This is a genomic window from Streptomyces sp. NPDC102278, from assembly GCF_044766345.1.
Classification (GTDB): domain Bacteria; phylum Actinomycetota; class Actinomycetes; order Streptomycetales; family Streptomycetaceae; genus Streptomyces.
Genome location: NZ_JBIWLV010000004.1, coordinates 271,194 through 288,801, shown reverse-complemented (window position 1 = coordinate 288,801; position 17,608 = coordinate 271,194). Strand labels below are relative to the sequence as shown.

Annotated in this window: 14 protein-coding genes; 7 read left to right on the top strand and 7 right to left on the bottom strand. The window is 72.2% G+C overall.

Annotated elements, in window-relative coordinates:
• The first annotated feature begins 13 nt into the window (after nt 1–13).
• Nucleotides 14–1,651, top strand: a complete 1,638-nt coding sequence (locus ACIRO3_RS13550) for an ABC-F family ATP-binding cassette domain-containing protein (protein ID WP_404135843.1) — start codon at nt 14–16, stop codon at nt 1,649–1,651.
• 66 nt (nt 1,652–1,717) lie between these two features.
• On the opposite strand, the gene ACIRO3_RS13545 is transcribed toward ACIRO3_RS13550, so the two are convergent.
• From ACIRO3_RS13545 to ACIRO3_RS13525, 5 genes are all read right to left on the bottom strand, one after another.
• Nucleotides 1,718–2,500 carry an SDR family NAD(P)-dependent oxidoreductase gene (locus ACIRO3_RS13545; protein ID WP_361772900.1) on the bottom strand — a complete coding sequence of 261 codons (783 nt, stop codon included), beginning with the start codon at nt 2,498–2,500 and terminating at the stop codon, nt 1,718–1,720.
• A 58-nt stretch (nt 2,501–2,558) separates the two neighbouring features.
• Entirely contained in the window at nt 2,559–3,743 is a 1,185-nt protein-coding gene (locus ACIRO3_RS13540) for an MAB_1171c family putative transporter (protein ID WP_404135839.1), read from the bottom strand.
• The gene (locus ACIRO3_RS13535) at nt 3,733–4,236 is read right to left on the bottom strand and encodes a hypothetical protein (protein WP_361772894.1); all 504 of its coding nucleotides are present in this window, start codon (nt 4,234–4,236) and stop codon (nt 3,733–3,735) included. Before ACIRO3_RS13535 ends, ACIRO3_RS13540 begins: the two co-directional genes overlap by 11 nt.
• Before the next feature lie 245 nt (nt 4,237–4,481).
• Nucleotides 4,482–6,962, bottom strand: coding sequence for a Tex family protein (locus tag ACIRO3_RS13530; protein ID WP_404136309.1), 2,481 nt, complete (start codon nt 6,960–6,962; stop codon nt 4,482–4,484).
• A gap of 117 nt (nt 6,963–7,079) precedes the next feature.
• Nucleotides 7,080–7,943, bottom strand: a complete 864-nt coding sequence (locus tag ACIRO3_RS13525) for an SCO6745 family protein (protein ID WP_366147903.1) — start codon at nt 7,941–7,943, stop codon at nt 7,080–7,082.
• A 383-nt stretch (nt 7,944–8,326) separates the two neighbouring features.
• Between ACIRO3_RS13525 and ACIRO3_RS13520 the strand changes: the two genes are divergently transcribed.
• Nucleotides 8,327–9,832 (top strand): M1 family metallopeptidase, encoded by a 1,506-nt coding sequence (locus tag ACIRO3_RS13520; RefSeq protein ID WP_404135834.1) that lies wholly within the window; start codon nt 8,327–8,329, stop codon nt 9,830–9,832.
• Between the two features lie 94 nt (nt 9,833–9,926).
• Here the strand turns inward: ACIRO3_RS13520 and ACIRO3_RS13515 are convergent, their stop codons facing one another.
• Nucleotides 9,927–10,823 carry an oxygenase MpaB family protein gene (locus ACIRO3_RS13515; RefSeq protein WP_404135831.1) on the bottom strand — a complete coding sequence of 299 codons (897 nt, stop codon included), beginning with the start codon at nt 10,821–10,823 and terminating at the stop codon, nt 9,927–9,929.
• 130 nt (nt 10,824–10,953) lie between these two features.
• Here ACIRO3_RS13515 and sph point away from each other — a divergent pair, with 130 nt between their 5' ends.
• The 3 genes from sph to ACIRO3_RS13500 all read left to right on the top strand — a co-directional run bounded on the left by sph (nt 10,954) and on the right by ACIRO3_RS13500 (nt 13,744).
• Entirely contained in the window at nt 10,954–11,943 is a 990-nt protein-coding gene (gene sph / locus ACIRO3_RS13510) for a sphingomyelin phosphodiesterase (RefSeq protein WP_361772882.1), read from the top strand.
• 135 nt (nt 11,944–12,078) lie between these two features.
• A complete protein-coding gene (locus tag ACIRO3_RS13505; RefSeq protein ID WP_404135827.1) occupies nt 12,079–13,323 on the top strand; it encodes a helix-turn-helix domain-containing protein in 1,245 nt (414 codons plus the stop codon).
• Nucleotides 13,324–13,411: 88 nt separating this feature from the next.
• Nucleotides 13,412–13,744 (top strand): DUF6415 family natural product biosynthesis protein, encoded by a 333-nt coding sequence (locus tag ACIRO3_RS13500; protein WP_404135825.1) that lies wholly within the window; start codon nt 13,412–13,414, stop codon nt 13,742–13,744.
• 429 nt (nt 13,745–14,173) lie between these two features.
• Here ACIRO3_RS13500 and ACIRO3_RS13495 read toward each other — a convergent pair whose 3' ends face one another.
• Nucleotides 14,174–16,006 (bottom strand): AMP-dependent synthetase/ligase, encoded by a 1,833-nt coding sequence (locus ACIRO3_RS13495; protein ID WP_404135822.1) that lies wholly within the window; start codon nt 16,004–16,006, stop codon nt 14,174–14,176.
• A 143-nt stretch (nt 16,007–16,149) separates the two neighbouring features.
• On the opposite strand from ACIRO3_RS13495, the gene ACIRO3_RS13490 reads away from it, so the two are divergent.
• Complete coding sequence (locus ACIRO3_RS13490; protein ID WP_404135819.1) at nt 16,150–16,875, top strand: MerR family transcriptional regulator; 726 nt, start codon at nt 16,150–16,152, stop codon at nt 16,873–16,875.
• Nucleotides 16,876–16,885: 10 nt separating this feature from the next.
• Nucleotides 16,886–17,599, top strand: coding sequence for a 1,4-alpha-glucan branching protein (locus ACIRO3_RS13485; protein WP_404135816.1), 714 nt, complete (start codon nt 16,886–16,888; stop codon nt 17,597–17,599).
• Nucleotides 17,600–17,608: the final 9 nt, after the last annotated feature.

Below are 17,608 nucleotides of genomic sequence, written 5' to 3'. Positions count from 1 at the left end.
GGATCGACAGATCATGACTGCAACCCTCGTCGCCAAGAAGCTCACCGCCGCGCACGGTGAGCGCACGCTGTTCGCCGATCTCGACCTCGTCGTCGCCCCCGGGGACGTCATCGGCCTCGTCGGCGTCAACGGCGCCGGAAAGTCGACCCTGCTGCGCCTGCTCGCCGGTCTGGACGCCCCCGAGACGGGCGAGCTGCGGCTGTCGCCGCCGGCCGCCGCCGTGGGGCACCTCCCGCAGGAGCCCGAGCGGCGCGAGGGCGAGTCGATCCGGGAGTTCCTCGCCCGCCGCACCGGTGTCGCCGACGCGCAGGCCGAGCTGGACGCGGCCACGCAGGGGCTCGTGGACGGCGCCCCCGGCTCCGACGACGCGTACGCGGAGGCCCTCGACCGGTGGCTGAACCTCGGCGGCGCCGACCTCGACGAGCGGGCCCAGGAGGTGGCCGACGACCTCGGTCTCTCCGTCGGGCTCGACCTTCCGATGACGGCGCTGTCCGGCGGGCAGGCGGCCCGCGCCGGTCTGGCGTCCCTGCTCCTCTCCCGCTACGACGTGTTCCTGCTGGACGAGCCCACCAACGACCTGGACCTCGACGGTCTGGAGCGGCTGGAGCGGTTCGTGAAGGGCCTGCGCGCGGGCACCGTCGTCATCAGCCACGACCGCGAGTTCCTCGCCCGCACCGTCACCAAGGTGCTGGAGCTCGACCTGGCGCAGCAGCAGGTCAACCTGTACGGCGGCGGCTACGACGCCTACCTGGAGGAGCGCGAGCGGGCCCGCAGCCACGCCCGTGAGGAGTTCGACGAGTACGCGGACAAGCGCTCCGCGCTGGAGGGCCGGGCCGCGATGCAGCGCGGCTGGATGGACAAGGGCGTCAAGAACGCCCGCCGCAAGGCCACCGACAACGACAAGATCGGCAAGAAGTTCCGCAGCGAGGCCAGCGAGAAGCAGGCCTCCAAGGCCCGCCAGACGCAGCGCGCGATCGAGCGGCTGGAGGTCGTGGACGAACCCCGCAAGGAGTGGGAGCTGCGGATGGAGATCGCCGCGGCGCCGCGCTCCGGCTCGGTGGTCGCCACCCTGCGCGAGGCGAGCGTCCGGCGGGGGGACTTCACCTTCGGCCCGGCGCACCTGCAGATCGACTGGGCGGACCGGGTCGCGATCACGGGGGCCAACGGCGCCGGGAAGTCCACCCTGCTCGCCCTGCTGCTGGGCCGGCTCACCCCCGACTCCGGCTCGGCCACGCTCGGTTCGGGCGTCCTGGTCGGCGAGGTCGATCAGGCCCGCGGGCTGTTCCTCGGCGACGAACCGCTGTTGGAGGCGTTCTGCGCGGCGGTCCCCGAGACCGAGCCCGCCGAAGTCCGCACCCTGCTCGCCAAGTTCGGCTTGAAGGCGGTGCACGTGCTGCGCCCGGCCGCCACCCTCTCGCCCGGTGAGCGCACCCGGGCGGCCCTGGCGCTGCTCCAGGGCCGCGGGGTGAACCTGTTGGTGCTGGACGAGCCCACCAACCACCTCGACCTCGCCGCCATCGAGCAGTTGGAGGCGGCGCTGGAGTCGTACGAGGGGACCCTGCTGCTGGTCACCCACGACCGCCGGATGCTGGAGGCGGTCCAGGTGACCCGCCGGCTGGAGGTCGCGGACGGCAAGGTCGCCGAGCTGTAGTACGGCGGAGCGTCCCCCTGACGGGGCCGGGCGCCCCGTCGCGGCCCGGCTCCCCGCCCGCGCGCCTCACCGCGCGGGGCCCTGCCCGGGGGCGCGTCGTTCGCGGGCCATCTTCCGTGCGACGAACCCGCGCGGGAGGTGGCGTACGGCGAGCGCGTACGCCTGATAGCGCCGGCCCGTGATGCTGAGCGGCCGACGGCGGGCCAGGTCCCGCAGGGCCTTGGCGACCACCGCGTCCGGCTCCAGCCACACGGCCTCGCGCAGGGCGCTGACGTCCATCCCGGCGCGCTGCTGGAACTCGGTGCGGGTGAAGCCCGGGACCACCGCCAGCACCCGGACCCCGTACGGCTCCAGGTCGACGCGCAGCGACTCGCTGAACGCGGTGACCCAGGCCTTGGCCGCCCCGTACGTCCCCGTCGGGAGCAGTCCGGCGACGGACGAGACGTTGAGCACCGCGCCCCGGCGGCGCTCGCGCAGCCCGGGCAGGACGGCGTGGGTGAGGCGCAGCGGGACCTTGACGAGGAGGTCCAGCATCCGTTCCTCGTCCGCGATCGGGTTGTACGGGAAGGGCGCGGGCAGCCCGAAGCCGGCGTTGTTGACCAGGATGTCGACGGGGCGGTCCCGGTCGGCGAGCCGCTGCGCGACGCCCGCGCACTCCTCGGCGTCGAGCAGGTCGGCGGGCAGCACCTCGCAGGTCACGCCGAACTCCCGGCCGAGGTCGGCCGCGACGGCGTCGAGCCTGCCCTTGTCGCGGGCCACGAGCACCAGGTCGCAGCCCTTGGCGGCGAAGCCGCGCGCGAAGGCCGCGCCGAGGCCGGCGCCGGCCCCGGTGATCAGAACGGTGGTCAAGGGAGCGTCACTTCCGTGTCGTCGAACGGTCGGGTGGAGCGGGTCGGGCGAGGTCGGGTCAGGGGGTGAAGCCGGTGGTCGACGGTGAGGCGTAGGCCTCCGCGACGTCGACGAGGAAGCGGGCCTCCTCCTCCAGATCGCCGCCCTCCCCGGAGGCCTGGATCGCGGCCGGCAGTTCCAGGACCGCCGTGTCCCCGGGCTGCCGGCCGGGCAGTCCCGCGAGCTTGGTCTGTCGGGCCTCCTTGAGCACGCACGCCAACGCGGCGGCGGTGCGCCGCTGTTCGGGGATCTGGCTGCCGGCGACATGGCTGCGGGCGAGCTCCGGTATGCCCGGGGCCACGTACTCCCCGAGGATCAGGATGGCGTCGCGCGTCTCGATGACCTTGCGGTACACGAGCAGATGGCGTGGCATGGGCGGCCACAGCAGTTCCATGACCCGCCCGGCCCGTGAGGCCGAGAGCACCACGTGCGGCACGGCCTGGACCAGGTCCCGCCACAGGGGCCACAGCCGCCAGGCGGTGGCGATGTCGGTGGTGGTGCGGCGCAGCACGAAGAGGGTCGGCACCAGGATCGCGGCGGCACGCAACAGTCCGTGCAGGTTCATCATCAGCGGCAGGGCGGGCATGGCCCAGGTGTTGGCGAACAGGGCCTTGAGGAGGTACGCGAACCAGAACAGGCCCGCCAGCGCGGTGCCCAGCCCGAACAGCCGCAGGCCCAGGGCGAGTCCCCGGCTCTCGGTCCGGCGGCTGTAGCGCCGGCAGACGTACACGCAGACGGTGTTGGCGACGAGATGGGCGCAGATCAGCACCAGCCAGTAGGCGAGGGAGGGCACGGGGTCGCCGACCGGCGGCATGGTGTGGGTGCCGTGTGCGGGCGCGGCGGCGTCCAGTGCGACGAGGGTCGCGAGCCAGGCCGAGGTGCCGATCCAGGCGGCGAGTTGGAGTCCCCGGCCGCGGGTGGCGGCGGCCACGAAGTAGAGGACGGCTCCTGCGGAGAGGACGCCGATGAGGTTGCGCACCAGGCCGACGGAGTGGGCGTAGGCGGGGTCGCGGCTCGTCGCGTAGGCGACGACGGCGGGCAGGTTCAAGGTCATCGCGGCGGCGGCGGTGGCGACGGCGAGCCACAGGCCGCGCTGTTGTGGGGAGCGCAGGGCGCCGGGGGCCCGCAGCAGGACGGCGAGCCACAGGATCACCACGCTGGGGACGGCGAGCCAGTCGCCGACGGCGGTCAGTTCAGCCGCCATCGCGCGCACCCCGTTCGTACCCCATGGCGGACTCCAGCCGGGCCAGGGCGCCGCGGTGGACGGTGCCGGACTGCGGGCCGGGTCCCGCGGCGCGCATGCGGATCATGCTCGCGAGCATCTCGGCCTCCTGCTCCTGGCGGGTGGTGTAGTTGGTGCGGCCCAGGACCACGGGGGCGCGGCCGTCGCTCTCCTCGCCCTCCAGCGAGTGGTGCCCGAAGAGGATGTGTCCCAGTTCGTGGAGCACGATGTGCTCCCGGTGCAGCGGGGTGGTCTGGGCCTCGTAGAAGACGTAGTCGACGCGGGCGGTGCCCACCCACAGTCCGCAGACCCCGGACTCGGCGGCTTCCTTGGGCAGCGGGTGCAGTCGGATCGGGCGGCCGCGCTGCTCCGCCATCCGGGCGCACAGGCCGTCGAGTGAAAAAGGATGCGTCAGGTCCAGATGGCCGAGAATGATCTCGCACCGTTTGCGCAGACTGAGATTCCCATAGGGCATGTCTTCCCTCTTCGGACCCTTTCTCGGGCAGCGTTCATAGGCGTGCGTGGGCATGGGCATTACATCCTGTGCCATGGGACGGCCCCGAGGAGTTCGGCCCCTGAGGGGAAATGCGGAAGCCCGTCCGCGCGTCACGAACGGGCGTTCCACCATCCCTACAGATCAGTTGAGGCGCTTGGCAAGGTATGTCCCCCTGTGGAGAACCTATTCGGCCATCCTCGACGTGATCTCACGCACTGCCGCCCTCAGCGGCCTCGGCGCTCCTCCTTGCCGGTGAGGCCGGCCCGGCGCAGGGCGTCGGCCATCGCGCTGTTGGCGGGCGCCGGCGCCCCGGATCCCTGGCCGGCGCCCTGCCGCTGACCGCCCTGACCGCCCCGGCCCTGACCGCCGCCCTGGCGCTGACCGCCCTGGCCCGCCTGGCCGCTCTGGCCGCCCTGCCCCGCCTGGCCCCGTCGGCCCTGGCCCCCCTGCGGGGCCGCGCCCCGCTGCTGCGGCGGTCGGCCGCCGCCCCGGCGCTCCTCGCGGTCCCGGGGCGCCCCCGGGGAACGGTCGGCCTCGTCCTCCAACCGCAGCGTCAGCGAGATCCGCTTGCGCGGGATGTCCACGTCCATGACCTTCACGCGGACGATGTCGCCCGGCTTCACCACGTCGCGCGGGTCCTTGACGAAGGTCTTCGACAGCGCGGAGACGTGCGCCAACCCGTCCTGGTGCACGCCGATGTCGATGAACGCCCCGAAGGCGGCCACGTTGGTGACCACGCCCTCCAGGATCATCCCCGGGGCCAGGTCGCCGATCTTCTCGACGCCCTCCTTGAAGGTCGCCGTCTTGAAGGCGGGTCGCGGGTCGCGGCCCGGCTTCTCCAGCTCGCGCAGGATGTCCGTGACGGTCGGCAGGCCGAAGGTCTCGGTGACGAACTGCTCCGGCCGCAGGGACCGCAGGACCGCGCCGTTGCCGATCAGGGACGCCACCTCGCCGCCCGCCGTCTTCCCCATCGCCCGGACCACCGGGTAGGCCTCGGGGTGCACGCTGGAGGCGTCCAGCGGGTCGTCCCCGTCGCGGATCCGCAGGAAGCCCGCGCACTGCTCGTAGGCCTTCGGGCCCAGCCGGGCCACGCCCTTGAGGCCCTTGCGGTTGCGGAAGGGGCCGTTGGCGTCGCGGTGGGCCACGATGTTCTCGGCGAGGCCGCCGCTGATGCCCGAGACGCGTGAGAGCAGTGGCGCGGAGGCGGTGTTGACGTCGACCCCGACGCCGTTCACGCAGTCCTCGACCACCGCGTCGAGGGAGCGGGAGAGCTTCACCTCGGACAGGTCGTGCTGGTACTGGCCGACGCCGATCGACTTCGGGTCGATCTTGACCAGTTCGGCCAGCGGGTCCTGAAGGCGCCGGGCGATGGAGACCGCGCCGCGCAACGACACGTCCATGTCCGGGAGTTCCTGCGAGGCGAACGCGGAGGCGGAGTACACGGACGCGCCGGCCTCCGACACCATCACCTTGGTCAGCCCCAACTCGGGGTGGCGGGTGATGAGGTCGCCGGCCAGCTTGTCGGTCTCGCGGGAGGCCGTGCCGTTGCCGATGGCGATCAGGTCGACCGCGTGCTCCTTGGCCAGCCGGGCCAGCTTCGCCAGGGACTCGTCCCACTTGTTGGCGGGGACGTGCGGGTGGATCACGTCGGTGGCCACGACCTTGCCGGTGGCGTCCACGACGGCCACCTTGACGCCGGTGCGAAAGCCCGGGTCCAGGCCGAGCGTCGCGCGGGTGCCGGCGGGCGCGGCGAGCAGCAGGTCGCGCAGGTTGGCCGCGAAGACCCGTACGGCCTCGTCCTCGGCGGCGGCGCGCAGGCGCGTCCGCAGATCGATGCCCAGGTGCACCTGGATCTTCGTGCGCCAGGCCCAGCGGACCGTGTCGGCCAGCCACTTGTCGCCCGGGCGGCCCCGGTCGCCCACGCCGAAGCGGCGCGCGACCATGCCCTCGTACGTGGAGGGGCCGGGCGTGTCGCTCGGCTCCTCCGGCTCCAGGTCGAGGCTGAGGACGTCCTCCTTCTCGCCGCGGAGCATGGCCAGGACCCGGTGCGAGGGCAGCGCGGTGAGGGGTTCGGCGAAGTCGAAGTAGTCGGCGAACTTGGCGCCCGCCTCCTCCTTGCCCTCGCGGACCTTCGAGGCGAGCCGGCCGCGCCCCCACATGCGCTCGCGCAGCTCACCGATGAGGTCGGCGTCCTCGGCGAACGTCTCGGTGAGGATGGCGCGGGCACCCTCCAGGGCGGCGGCCGGATCGGCGACCCCCTTGTCTGCGTCCACGAACGCGGCGGCGGCGACGGCCGGTTCGACGGTGGGGTCGGCCAGCAGTCCCTCGGCGAGCGGCGCCAGGCCGGCCTCGCGGGCGATCTGCGCCTTGGTGCGCCGCTTGGGCTTGAAGGGCAGGTAGATGTCCTCCAGCCGGGCTTTGGTGTCGGCCGCGTTGATCCGGGCCTCCAGCTCGGCGTCGAGCTTGTTCTGCTCCCGCACGGAGTCGAGGATGGCCGCGCGGCGGTCCTCCAGCTCGCGCAGGTACCGCAGGCGCTCCTCCAGGGTGCGCAACTGGGCGTCGTCGAGCATCTCGGTCGCCTCCTTGCGGTAGCGAGCGATGAACGGCACGGTGGAGCCGCCGTCGAGCAGCTCGACGGCGGCCCTGACCTGCCGCTCCCGTACGCCGAGCTCCTCGGCGATCCTGCCTTCGATGGACATCGTCACGGTGCGGTCCTGCCTGCCTTCGTACGTCTGCATGGGATGCGTGGAAGGCTGCCAATTGTGGCAGGTGCCGGTGACGGACGCCGGGAGCCGTGTCGCGGGCCGGTCGCCGGCGGGCCCTCAGGCCTTGCCGATGAGGTCGGGGGGGAAGGCGCCGGCGGCGAACGCCTTCGCGGCGAGGGCTCCGCCCAGCTCGCCCAGGCGGGCCAGGCCGCTCGCGCCGAGGTGTTCGTACGGGGCGGCGTCCAGGCGGTCGGTGTCGGATTCCAGTGCCTCCCGTACGGCCTTGCCGTGCGCGGTGAGTTCGTTGTCGGCGTCGAGGATGCCGCGTCCGCGCAGCCGGTCGGCGGCCGCGTCCAGGTCGGCGGGTTCCCAGCCGCGGGTGGCCCTGAGCCACTTCGGGGTCATGCCGCGGCCGGTGGCGGTGTGGCTGATCAGGGCCTCGACGGGGTCGAGGCCGGCGAGCAGCAGGGCGGCCAGGTGGCCGTCGCCGCGGTGTTCGCGCAGCAGGGTGGCGGCGTGCCACAGCCGCAGGTGCGGTTCCTCGGGGACGGGGAGGTCGGCGTGGGCGGAGTACAGGACGCGCGCGTGTCGGGTGCATCCCTCGGCGGCGCGCAGGGCGAGGTCGGCGGTCTCGGCGAGTTCGGCGGACTCGATGGTCTCGGCGCCGAGGAGGCGGCGCAGGGTGGCGTCGGCGGCGCGGAGCCGGGCGGCGAGGGCCTGCTCGGGGGTGAGGGTGTCCCAGACGGCGGGCAGGTGCCGGGCGACGAGGTCGTGGCGGTAGTTGTAGAAGGTGGCGGTCACGGTGCCGGGGCCGACGGCGCCCATGGCGGCCGACCGGCCGGCGAGGTTGACCGCGACGCGGTCGGTGACCCCGAGGGCGGCGAACTCCTTCGCGAGGTCCGGGGAGAAGTAGATGAGGGCGTGCAGCGGGTTGACCACCGCGTGCCAGCAGTGTCGGGCGGCGCGTGGGGGAAGAGTCATACCCGGCAGGTTACCGACTGCTTAGTATGGCGGAAAGTGGTCGGTTGCGAGTCCGGTGCCGGACCCCTCCCGGCCACCTCCCCCGCGACCCCCGCCCCGCGCCGCCCCGCATCTTTCCGGACTTTCTCGCGGAGCGGGCCGGCGGGCCGGGCCGGCCGCCGTACGCGCCCCGCCACGGCGGGGTGGCCGTGCCGAGCTGGGGCGGTCGCCGTCGGGTGCGCGGCGCCCGACACGCCGGAGGTCGGAACCGACTGCCTGTGACGGCCGAATGGCGATCATGTGACAGCAGGGGCCATGGACATGACGTGGGGCACCGCGCGTGAATACGGTCGAACGACGAGACCCCTGAACGGCACTGTCTCCCCTACCCCTTGGAGCTCTTCGTGCATCGGAAAGTCATCGCCCCGAGCGTGCTCGCCGCCTCCCTCCTGCTGGTGATCCCGGCGTCCGCGGCGAGTTCCGTCCCGGGCGCCGCGGGTATCGGCGATACCTACTACCCGGCGAGCGGCAACGGCGGGTACGACATCTCGCACTACGACCTGCGCCTGCAGTACCAGCCGAAGACGGACCTCCTGGAGGGCACCGCCACCCTCCTGGCGACCGCCCGGCAGGACCTGTCCCGCTTCAACCTCGACTTCGGTCTCAAGGTGAGCGAGATCCGGGTCAACGGGGTGAAGGCGAAGTTCGCCACCTCCGGCACCCAGGAGCTGGAAGTGACGCCGGCCCAGCCGCTCCAGCGGAACAAGCAGGCCAGCGTCGTCGTCAAGTACGCAGGAAAGCCCTCGGAGTTCAAGGTCGACGGCTGGTCGGCGTGGCAGCGCACCCCGGACGGCGGGGTGGCGGCGCAGGAGCCCGACTCGGCGATCTGGTGGTTCCCGAGCAACGACCACCCGCTCGACAAGGCCACCTTCGACGTCTCCGTCAACGTCCCGGACGGCACCCAGGCCATCAGCAACGGCGTGCTCCAGTCGCAGAGTTCGAAGCTGGGCTGGACCCGCTACAACTGGCGCTCGAACAAGCCGCAGGCCACCTACCTGGCCACGCTCGCCATCGGCAAGTTCGACATCACCACCGACAAGACGGCGAGCGGGCTGCCGATCCTGAACGCGTACAGCAAGGACCTCGGCGACAACGACGGCGCGGCGCGCGCCAGCGTGGAGCGGACCGGCGAGGTCGCTGAGTGGCTGGAGGGGGTCTTCGGCCCGTACCCCTTCAACGCGCTGGGCGGCTACGTCCCGAACGTTCCCAGCGGGTTCGCGCTGGAGACCCAGACCCGGCCGTTCTACAGCCCGAAGCAGTTCGCCAACGGCTCGAACGTCTCGGTGGTCGTCCACGAGCTGGCGCACCAGTGGTACGGCGACAGCGTGTCCGTGGACAACTGGAAGGACATCTGGGTCAACGAGGGCTTCGCCCGGTACAGCCAGTGGCTGTGGTCGGAGAAGGAGGGCGAGGGCACGGCGCAGGAGCTGGCCGAGTGGACGTACGCCTCCCGCGCCGCCGAGGACCCGTTCTGGCAGGTCAAGCCGGGTGACCCGGGTGCGGAGAACCAGTTCCACGGCGCCGTGTACGACCGTGGCGCGATCGCCATCCAGGCGCTGCGCAACGAGATCGGCGACGAGAAGTTCTTCCAGATCCTCAAGGGGTGGCCGACCGAGCGCGCCTACGGCAACGCCAAGGTCGGGGACTTCGTCCGCTACGCGGAGAAGATTTCCAAGAAGCCCCTCGCGCAGCTCTTCGAGACCTGGCTGTACACCGCCGGCAAGCCGGCCTTCGCCCCGTCGGCCGCCGCCTCCCCGTCGGCCCGGTCGCTGAAGGCGCCGGCCGTCAAGCCGGTGGAGCCGAAGTCCTGGAAGAAGATCGCCGCGACGAACTCGATCCACGACCACTGAGTCTCATCCTCGGATCCCGGGATCGCCCGGCTGTCCCCGGGTCCTGCTCGACCGATCCCCGGGGATCCCGCTCGGCCGCTCGCGCCGGCGTCCCTCAGTGGGCGCCGGCGCGTCGGCGTGCCCGCGCCTCCCGGGCCAGGGGCAGGTAGCGCAGCCGTTCCGGGAGCAGCGGTACGAGGAGCCGTACGGCCGTGCTGAACCGCCGGAGCCGGCGCTCCTGGGCCGGGGTCCACTCCAGTCCGACGGCCGCGCGGGCCTCGGGGGGCATGTAGCCGGCGGTGACGAAGGCGCGGAAGCGCAGGAACACCGCCCGCAGGACCGGCCAGGTCAGGCGCAGCAGGAGCCGGACGGCCGGCGAGCCGCCCTCGGGACGGGGCAGGGGCACGTCGGTGGCGACCAGCTCGCGGGAGACCGGGGTGGACTCGATCTCCTCGGCCAGCATCCGGCGGTAGTAGACCCAGTACTCCTCGATGGTCTGCGGCATGTCCCGGTCGTGGATGCCGAGGATCCGGCCGACCTGGAGCCATTCGCGGTAGAGCCGGCGTTCCTGGGCGGGGGTGAAGCGGCGCAGCAGGTACCGCCCGGCGTACAGGTAGACCGGGAAGCCGGTGGCGTGCACCCAGGAGTAGCAGGCGGGGTCGAGCGAGTGGTAGCGCCGGCCCCGGGTGTCGGTGCCCTGGATCTCCTTGTGGAGGCGGCGTACCCGACGGCCCTCGGCGGCGGCCTCGTCGCCGCCGTACACCCAGAGCTGGACCGAGCGCAGCGAGCGTTCGCCCCGCCCCCAGGGGTCGGTGCGGAAGACGGAGTACTGGTCGACGCCGGCGCCGATGGCGGGGTGGGCGACCTGCATCGTGAAGGCGGCGGGGAGCATCAGCAGCGCCCGAACGTCCCCGGCGATGGTCCACAGCACTCCGCCGGGCGCGGGCGGCTCGGGGTCGGGGCGGCGCGCGGCCGTCGGTCCGGCGGGGGATGTGGGGTCCGTCTGCTTCATGACACAAGTATGCGAGCACCGGACGGCCGTCCCCCGGACAGAAAGTCTCTGCATGGGTGTTACCCAGAGGTAACTGGTGCTGCTTGTATGACGGCGTCGATCTTCCCCCGCAGGAATGATGGAGACCTCCATGCTGCAGATCTCGCCCCGCTCTCGTCGCGCCGTCGCCACGGCCGTCGCCGCGGTCGCCGCCGGCGCGCTGGCCGTCACCACCGCGCCGGCCGCCACGGCCGCGGAGAGCGCCGCGACCCCCCGGCTCGACGTCCTGACGTACAACGTGTTCCTGATGAGCAAGAGCCTGTACCCCAACTGGGGCCAGGACCACCGGGCGGCGGAGATCCCCAAGGCATCCTTCTACCAGGGCCACGACGTGGTCGTGCTCCAGGAGGCCTTCGACAACGGCGCCTCGGACGCGCTGAAGGCCAACTCGGCCGCGCGGTACCCGTACCAGACCCCGGTCGTGGGCCGGAGCAAGAGCGGCTGGGACGCCACGGGCGGCGCCTACTCCGCCACCACCCCGGAGGACGGGGGCGTCACCATCCTGAGCAAGTGGCCGATCGTCCGCAAGGAGCAGGTCGTCTACAAGGACGCCTGCGGCGCCGACTGGTGGTCCAACAAGGGCTTCGCCTACGCCGTCCTGAACGTGAACGGCGCGAAGGTGCACGTGGTCGGCACCCACGCCCAGTCCACCGACCCGGGGTGCGGCGCGGGTGAGGCGGCGCAGATGCGCAGCCGGCAGTTCAAGAACATCGACGCGTTCCTGGACGGCAAGAACATCCCGGCGAACGAGCAGGTCATCGTCGCGGGTGACATGAACGTCGACTCCCACACCCCCGAGCACGCCTCGATGCTCGCGGACGCGGACCTGGCCGGCGCCGACTCGCGCACGGGCCACCCGTACTCCTTCGACACGGCGCAGAACTCGATCGCGACCTACCGCTACCCGACGGACCCCCGCGAGGACCTGGACTACGTGCTCTACCGCAAGGGCAACGCCCGCCCGGCGGCCTGGGAGAACAACGTGGTGAAGGAGCAGTCGGCGCCCTGGACCGTCTCCAGCTGGGGCACGTCGTACACGTACACCAACCTGTCGGACCACTACCCGACGATCGGCCGCTGAGCGCGGTAACCCGGAAACACGACGCGCCCTCTCGCCTCCGGGCGGGCGGGGCGCTTTCGTGCGTTCTGGATCACACGAAGGCTGCCCTGCCCCCTACCCTGTCGGTGTCGAGCTGCAAGGAGAGGGGCAAGGCACATGTCCACCGATGACACCCCGGACCCGTACCGCGAACAGTTGGCCTTCGGCCAGAGACTTCAGATCCTCCGCAACCGCCGCGGGCTCACCCGCGATCAACTCGGTGGCCTCGTCGGCCGGTCCGGATCGTGGGTCAAGGCCCTTGAGACCGGCCGACTGAAGACTCCGGCTCTGCCGATCATCCTTCGCGTCGCCGAAGTACTCCGTGTCGGAAACCTCTCCGACCTCACGGGAGATCAGTCCATCCACATCGCACTGTTCACCGGGCCCGGACACCCGCGGTTCGCCGCAGTCCGCGAGGCCCTCAACACACTGCAGCTCGGTGGTACTCGCCAGGCTCCGTCTGCCGAGCACCTGTCCGCCCGCCTGTCCCGAGCGTGGCAGGCCCGGCACTCCGCACCGAACCACCGCGACGTCATCGGGTCACTGCTGCCGGACCTCATCCAGGACGCGCAGGCCACGGTCCGAGCGGCGGACACGGTCGCCGACCGGAAGGCCGCTCAGGCTTCGCTGGCACAGGTCTACTTCCTTGCACAGTTCTTCTGCGCCTACCAGCCCGATGCTCCTCTCGTCTGGCGTGTGGCCGAGCGCGGCATGATGGCCGCCCAGGACTCCGAGGACCCGCACGCCATCGGTCTCGCCGCGTGGCTGACCACGCAGGCCCACCGCGAGAGCACGCACCTGGACGCTGCCGACGCCGTCACCCTGGAGACGCTTCGCTACCTGACGCCTCTCCTTCCCGACGCCGGTGCGGACGTGCGGGCCGTGGCGGGGGCACTGACCGTCGAGGCCGGCCTCACTGCCGCGCGTCGGGGCGAGACGGGCACGGCATGGAGGTACTGGGACAGCGCGCGCGCCCTTGCCGAGTCCCTACCCTTCGACTACTTCCACCCCGTGACGAGCTTCTCCCGGTCGGTCATCGGCGCTCACGCGGTGACCGTGGCCGTCGAGTTGCACGCGGGCGGGGAGTCGGCACGGCAGGCTGCTCGCGCGGAGGCGGAGACAATCCCGTCCCGACCGCGCCGGGCCCGGCACCGGATCGAGCAGGCACGCGCCTACCACCTTGACGGCCAGCCTGGCGTGGCGCTGGCCACGCTCGCGCAGGCCCACGAGGCCGCGCCCGAGACGATTCAGTACAACGGGCATGCTCGCCGCATCATCCTGGAAGAGGCGGAGGCGAAGTCTCCGCAGCGCCGTCGACGGGCCTCCGAACTCGCCGTCCGGTTGGGCGTGTTGACTGCGTAAGCAAGGGGGCACAATCTGTGTCCCTGCTCTCCCGGTGCCGGCCCTACCGTCGTCCTACCACCCACTGACGACGGTAGGGAGCACTCCCATGACACCCGACGACACGCAGCACTTCGAGGAACTCGCCGCGCGGGCCCTGACCTCCTACGAGGATCGGCCCGACGCCGTGAGCGTGGCCCGTCTCGTCGACGATCTGATCACCGCGGGGCAGGCCCTGTACGCCGCGGTGACGGCGCTGTCCGCCGATCAGCGAACGGAGCGGGTGGGAGCGGCCCTGGTCGAGTGGACGTACTTCATCGACGTCGGCCCGGTTGGCGCCGGCGGTGACCACGCGAACTGGAACCACGCCCGGAACCTGGCCCGCATCGCGCGCGTGCTCGCCGCGGCGCTCACCGTGCGGCGGTCGAGCGGGGTCCGGTGACGGAGCGGCTGCGGCAGGTCGTGTCCGTCGCGATCGTCGCCGGTCTCCTCGCCGTGATCCTTCTCGGCATCCGCTGAGCCCCGCCCACCCCGGCGGGCATCCTCGCACCCTTCACACCACGTTGGGAGAAGAACATGGGCAAGCACAACGGTCCGCCGGCGGACAAGCCGTGGACACCCCCGCCCACTCCGGCGAGCCCGGACGGGCGCGCCTCCCTCCTGAAGGCGGCCGGGTATCACCCGGAACTGATCGTCGGAGACGGCCTCAAGGGCGCCCCCGGCGGGGCGCCGTTCGATCGGGTCGTCAGCACGCCCATGGGCGCTCACCCCGTCTCGGCGCGCGGCGGCGGCGTGGAGGGAGCACGTCGTGTCGACATTCCCTCACCCTGGTCCGGTGGGCGCCGGCGCCCACCGGACACGGCCGTCCGGGTCAGCGCGTGTCGTACGAGGCCTCGTACAGCCCCTCGATCAGCTCTCCGTACTTCTCGCGGATCACCCGGCGGCGCAGTTTCAGTGAGGGCGTCAGCTCACCGGTCTCGGGGCCCCACTCCCCGGTCAGCAACCGGTAGCGCTTGATCTGCTCGGTGCGGTTGAGGCGGGCGTTGGCCGCCGTCACCGCGCGGGCGATCTCCTCGACGACGGCGGGGTGCTCGGCGAGCGCGCCGAGCGAGGGGGCTTCGATGCCCCGGGCCGCCGCCCAGACGGGTGCCAGCTCGGGGTCCAGGACGAGCAGGGCGACCAGGTAGGAGCGGCCGTCACCGTGGACCAGGGCCTGGCCGATGAGCGGGTGCTCCTTGACGGTGTTCTCGACCAGGGCGGGTGACACGTTCTTGCCGTTCGAGGTGATGATCAGTTCCTTCTTGCGGTCGGTCAGCCAGAGGAACCCGTCCTCGTCGAGCCGACCGATGTCCCCCGTCGGGAACCAGCCCTCGGGGTCGGCCGCGCTCTCCACCGTCCCGTCGGGCCGCAGGTAGCCGCCGAAGACCGTGGCGCCGCGGGTGAAGATCTCGCCGTCCTCGGCGAGCCTGAGTTCCAGGCCCTCGATCGGGCGGCCCACCGAGCCGAGCCGGAAGTCGTCCGGGCGGTTGACCGTGCACACGCCGGCGGTCTCGGTGAGTCCCCAGGCGTCCATGATGGTGATGCCCCAGCCGGCCCAGAAGCGGACGACGTCGATCGGCATCGGCGCGGTGGCGCTGGCCGTCCACAGGAGCCGGTCCATGCCGGCGAGCCCGAGCAGCGGGTCCAGTACGCGTTCCTTCGCGGCGGCGTACGAGGCTTCGAGCGCGGCCGGGACCGCCTCGCCGCGCTCCCGGTGGCCGGCGCGCGCCCGGGCCATGTCGTTGGCGGCCTCGATGGCACGGCGCTGCTCCTCGGGCAGCCGCGCGAGGACGGCGCGTACGGAGGCGGCGAGCTTCTCCCACACCCGGGGTACCCCGAAGAACTGCACGGGGCGCAGTTCGCGCACGGCGGCGGCGACGGCGGTGGGATCGGCGCAGAGCCGCACGTGCGCGGCGCGCAGGAGGGGGAGGTAGATGCCGAGGACCCGTTCGGCGATGTGCGCGAAGGGGAGGTAGCAGATGTGCTCGGCGTGCTCGGGCAGGTCCACGTTGCCGTCGAGGCGCACGGCCTGGAGCATGATGTTGCGGTGGGTGAGGCGGACCCCCTTGGGGTCGCCGGTGGTGCCAGAGGTGTAGACGACGGTCAGCGGGTCCTCGGGACGGATCTCCTGCCAGGCCTTCTCGAAGGCGTCGGCGCGGTGCAGCCGGGCGCCGCCCGCGTACAGGGAGCCGTAGGTGGCGTGGGGGCCGGCGTCGGCGGCCTCGACGACGACGAGCCGTTCCAGGGGGACGGTGTCGTCGGTCAACAGGGGTTCCCAGCGGGCGAGTTCGCGGGCTCCCTCAACGACGGCGAATCGCGCCCGGCTGTGCCGGGCGATGTGGGCTATTTGCTCGGGCGCGGAGGTTGCGTACACGGTGACGGGGACCGCGCCGAGGTGGACGAGCGCCAGGTCGGTGAGCCAGTGCTCGGGGCGGTTGCCCATCATGAGCAGGACGTGTTCGCCGCGCTCGACGCCCAGGGCGGCGTAGCCGGCGGCGAGGACGGCGACCTTGCGGCGGACCTCGCTCCAGTCGAGGGTCTTCCAACCGGATCCCTCGCGCCACGAGAGGGCGGGGAGGTCGCCGTGCTCGGTCGCGTTGCGGGCCAGCAGGGAGGGGAGGGTGAGTTCCTCGGGTCGTCCGGGCAGTCGCAGGTTCGTGGTCATGGGCAGCTCCTGGCCGTTTCACATCGTTGGTGCGACAGCAATACTGTTGAACCTCGGTACCGAAAGGGCTGTGCCGAAGACAGGCTGTGCATGAACGGGTCGTGCCAAACAGGCTGTGCTGATCAGAGAGCGAGGCGGCGACCATGACCACCCAGGCACCGCAACCCACGCTCACCGTCGACGAGCTGGCCGCCCGGGCGGGTGTGACCGTCCGCACCGTACGTTTCTACAGCACGCGCGGGCTTTTGCCCCCTCCCGTGATCGGCCCCCGTCGGGTGGGCCACTACGGGCCGGAGCACCTGTCCCGATTGGCCCTGATCGAGGAGTTGCAGCACCAGGGCATGACCCTGTCGGCGATCGAGCGGTACCTGGACGCGCTGCCGGACGACCTCAGCCCGCACGACCTGGCGATCCACCGGGCGTTGGTGGCCACCTGGGCGCCCGACGCGGCGTTGGAGTCCTCGCGGGAGGAACTGGAGAAGCGGGCCGGGCGACCGCTGACGGACACCGACCTGCGGCGGCTGACCGCCATGAACGTACTGGCGCCGACCGCGGCCGGTTTCCGGGTGGACGTGGGGCTGTTGCGGCTCGGGGTGGCCCTGCTGGACGTGCCGATCGCGTACGAGACGATCCTGGCCGCCCGCACGGTGTTGCTGGAGCACGCGCGGACCGCGGCGCACGAGCTGACGGCGCTGTTCCGGGACGAGGTGTGGGGTCCGTTCACGGAGGGCGAGAGCGATCCGGAACGGGTGGAGTCCATGAAGGCGCTGTCCGCGCACATGCAACCCATGGTCGTCCAGGCGCTGGTGACGGCCTTCCAACGCTCACTGAAGCAAGAACTTCGGGCGGCCTTCGTACCGGAGGGGTAGGTTCTGGCCCATGGCGATCATCCACAAGACCACGATGAGCCCCGGCAAGCTGGAACTCCTGGGTGCCTGGCTGCCGGACCGGCCGTGGTACCTGCCCACCGGCGCCGAACCCGACCTGGCGCGGGCCGGCGGTTTCCGGCTCGACGATCCCGCGGGCGAGGTGGGCATCGAGTTCATGGTGGTCACCGACGACTCGGGCGAGCGCCCGACCGCGTACCACGTGCCGCTCACCTACCGGGGAGCGCCGCTGGACGGCGCCGACGCCGCGCTGATCGGCACCTCCGAGCACGGGGTGCTCGGGACCCGTTGGGTGTACGACGGGGCCCACGACCCGGTGCTCGTGGCCGAGTTGCTGGCCCTGTTCCAGGGCCGTGCGGTGCCGCAGCGACAGAGCGAGTCGGACACTCCCGACCCGTCCGTGACCGCCCGGTTCGACGGCCCGGGGCTGCCGGCGCTGCTCCCGGCGGAGCGGCCCGAGGTCTCGGACTCCGCGCGGGGCACGGACGTACGGGTCGCCGGCCCCGGGCAGGCCCGGCTCGCGTTCGCCCGGGTCCTGACGCCCCTGGCCCCGGACGCCGGCCCGGCCGGGGCCGCCGGCGGGGTCACCGCGGGGTGGAGCGCGCCGGACGGCGCCGCGCACCGGGGCGTGTTCGCCTCCCTGCACTCCCCCGCCCGCGGGAACGCCCACGACAACCCCGACGGGAACGCCCACGAGGACGCCTGACCCGAACGG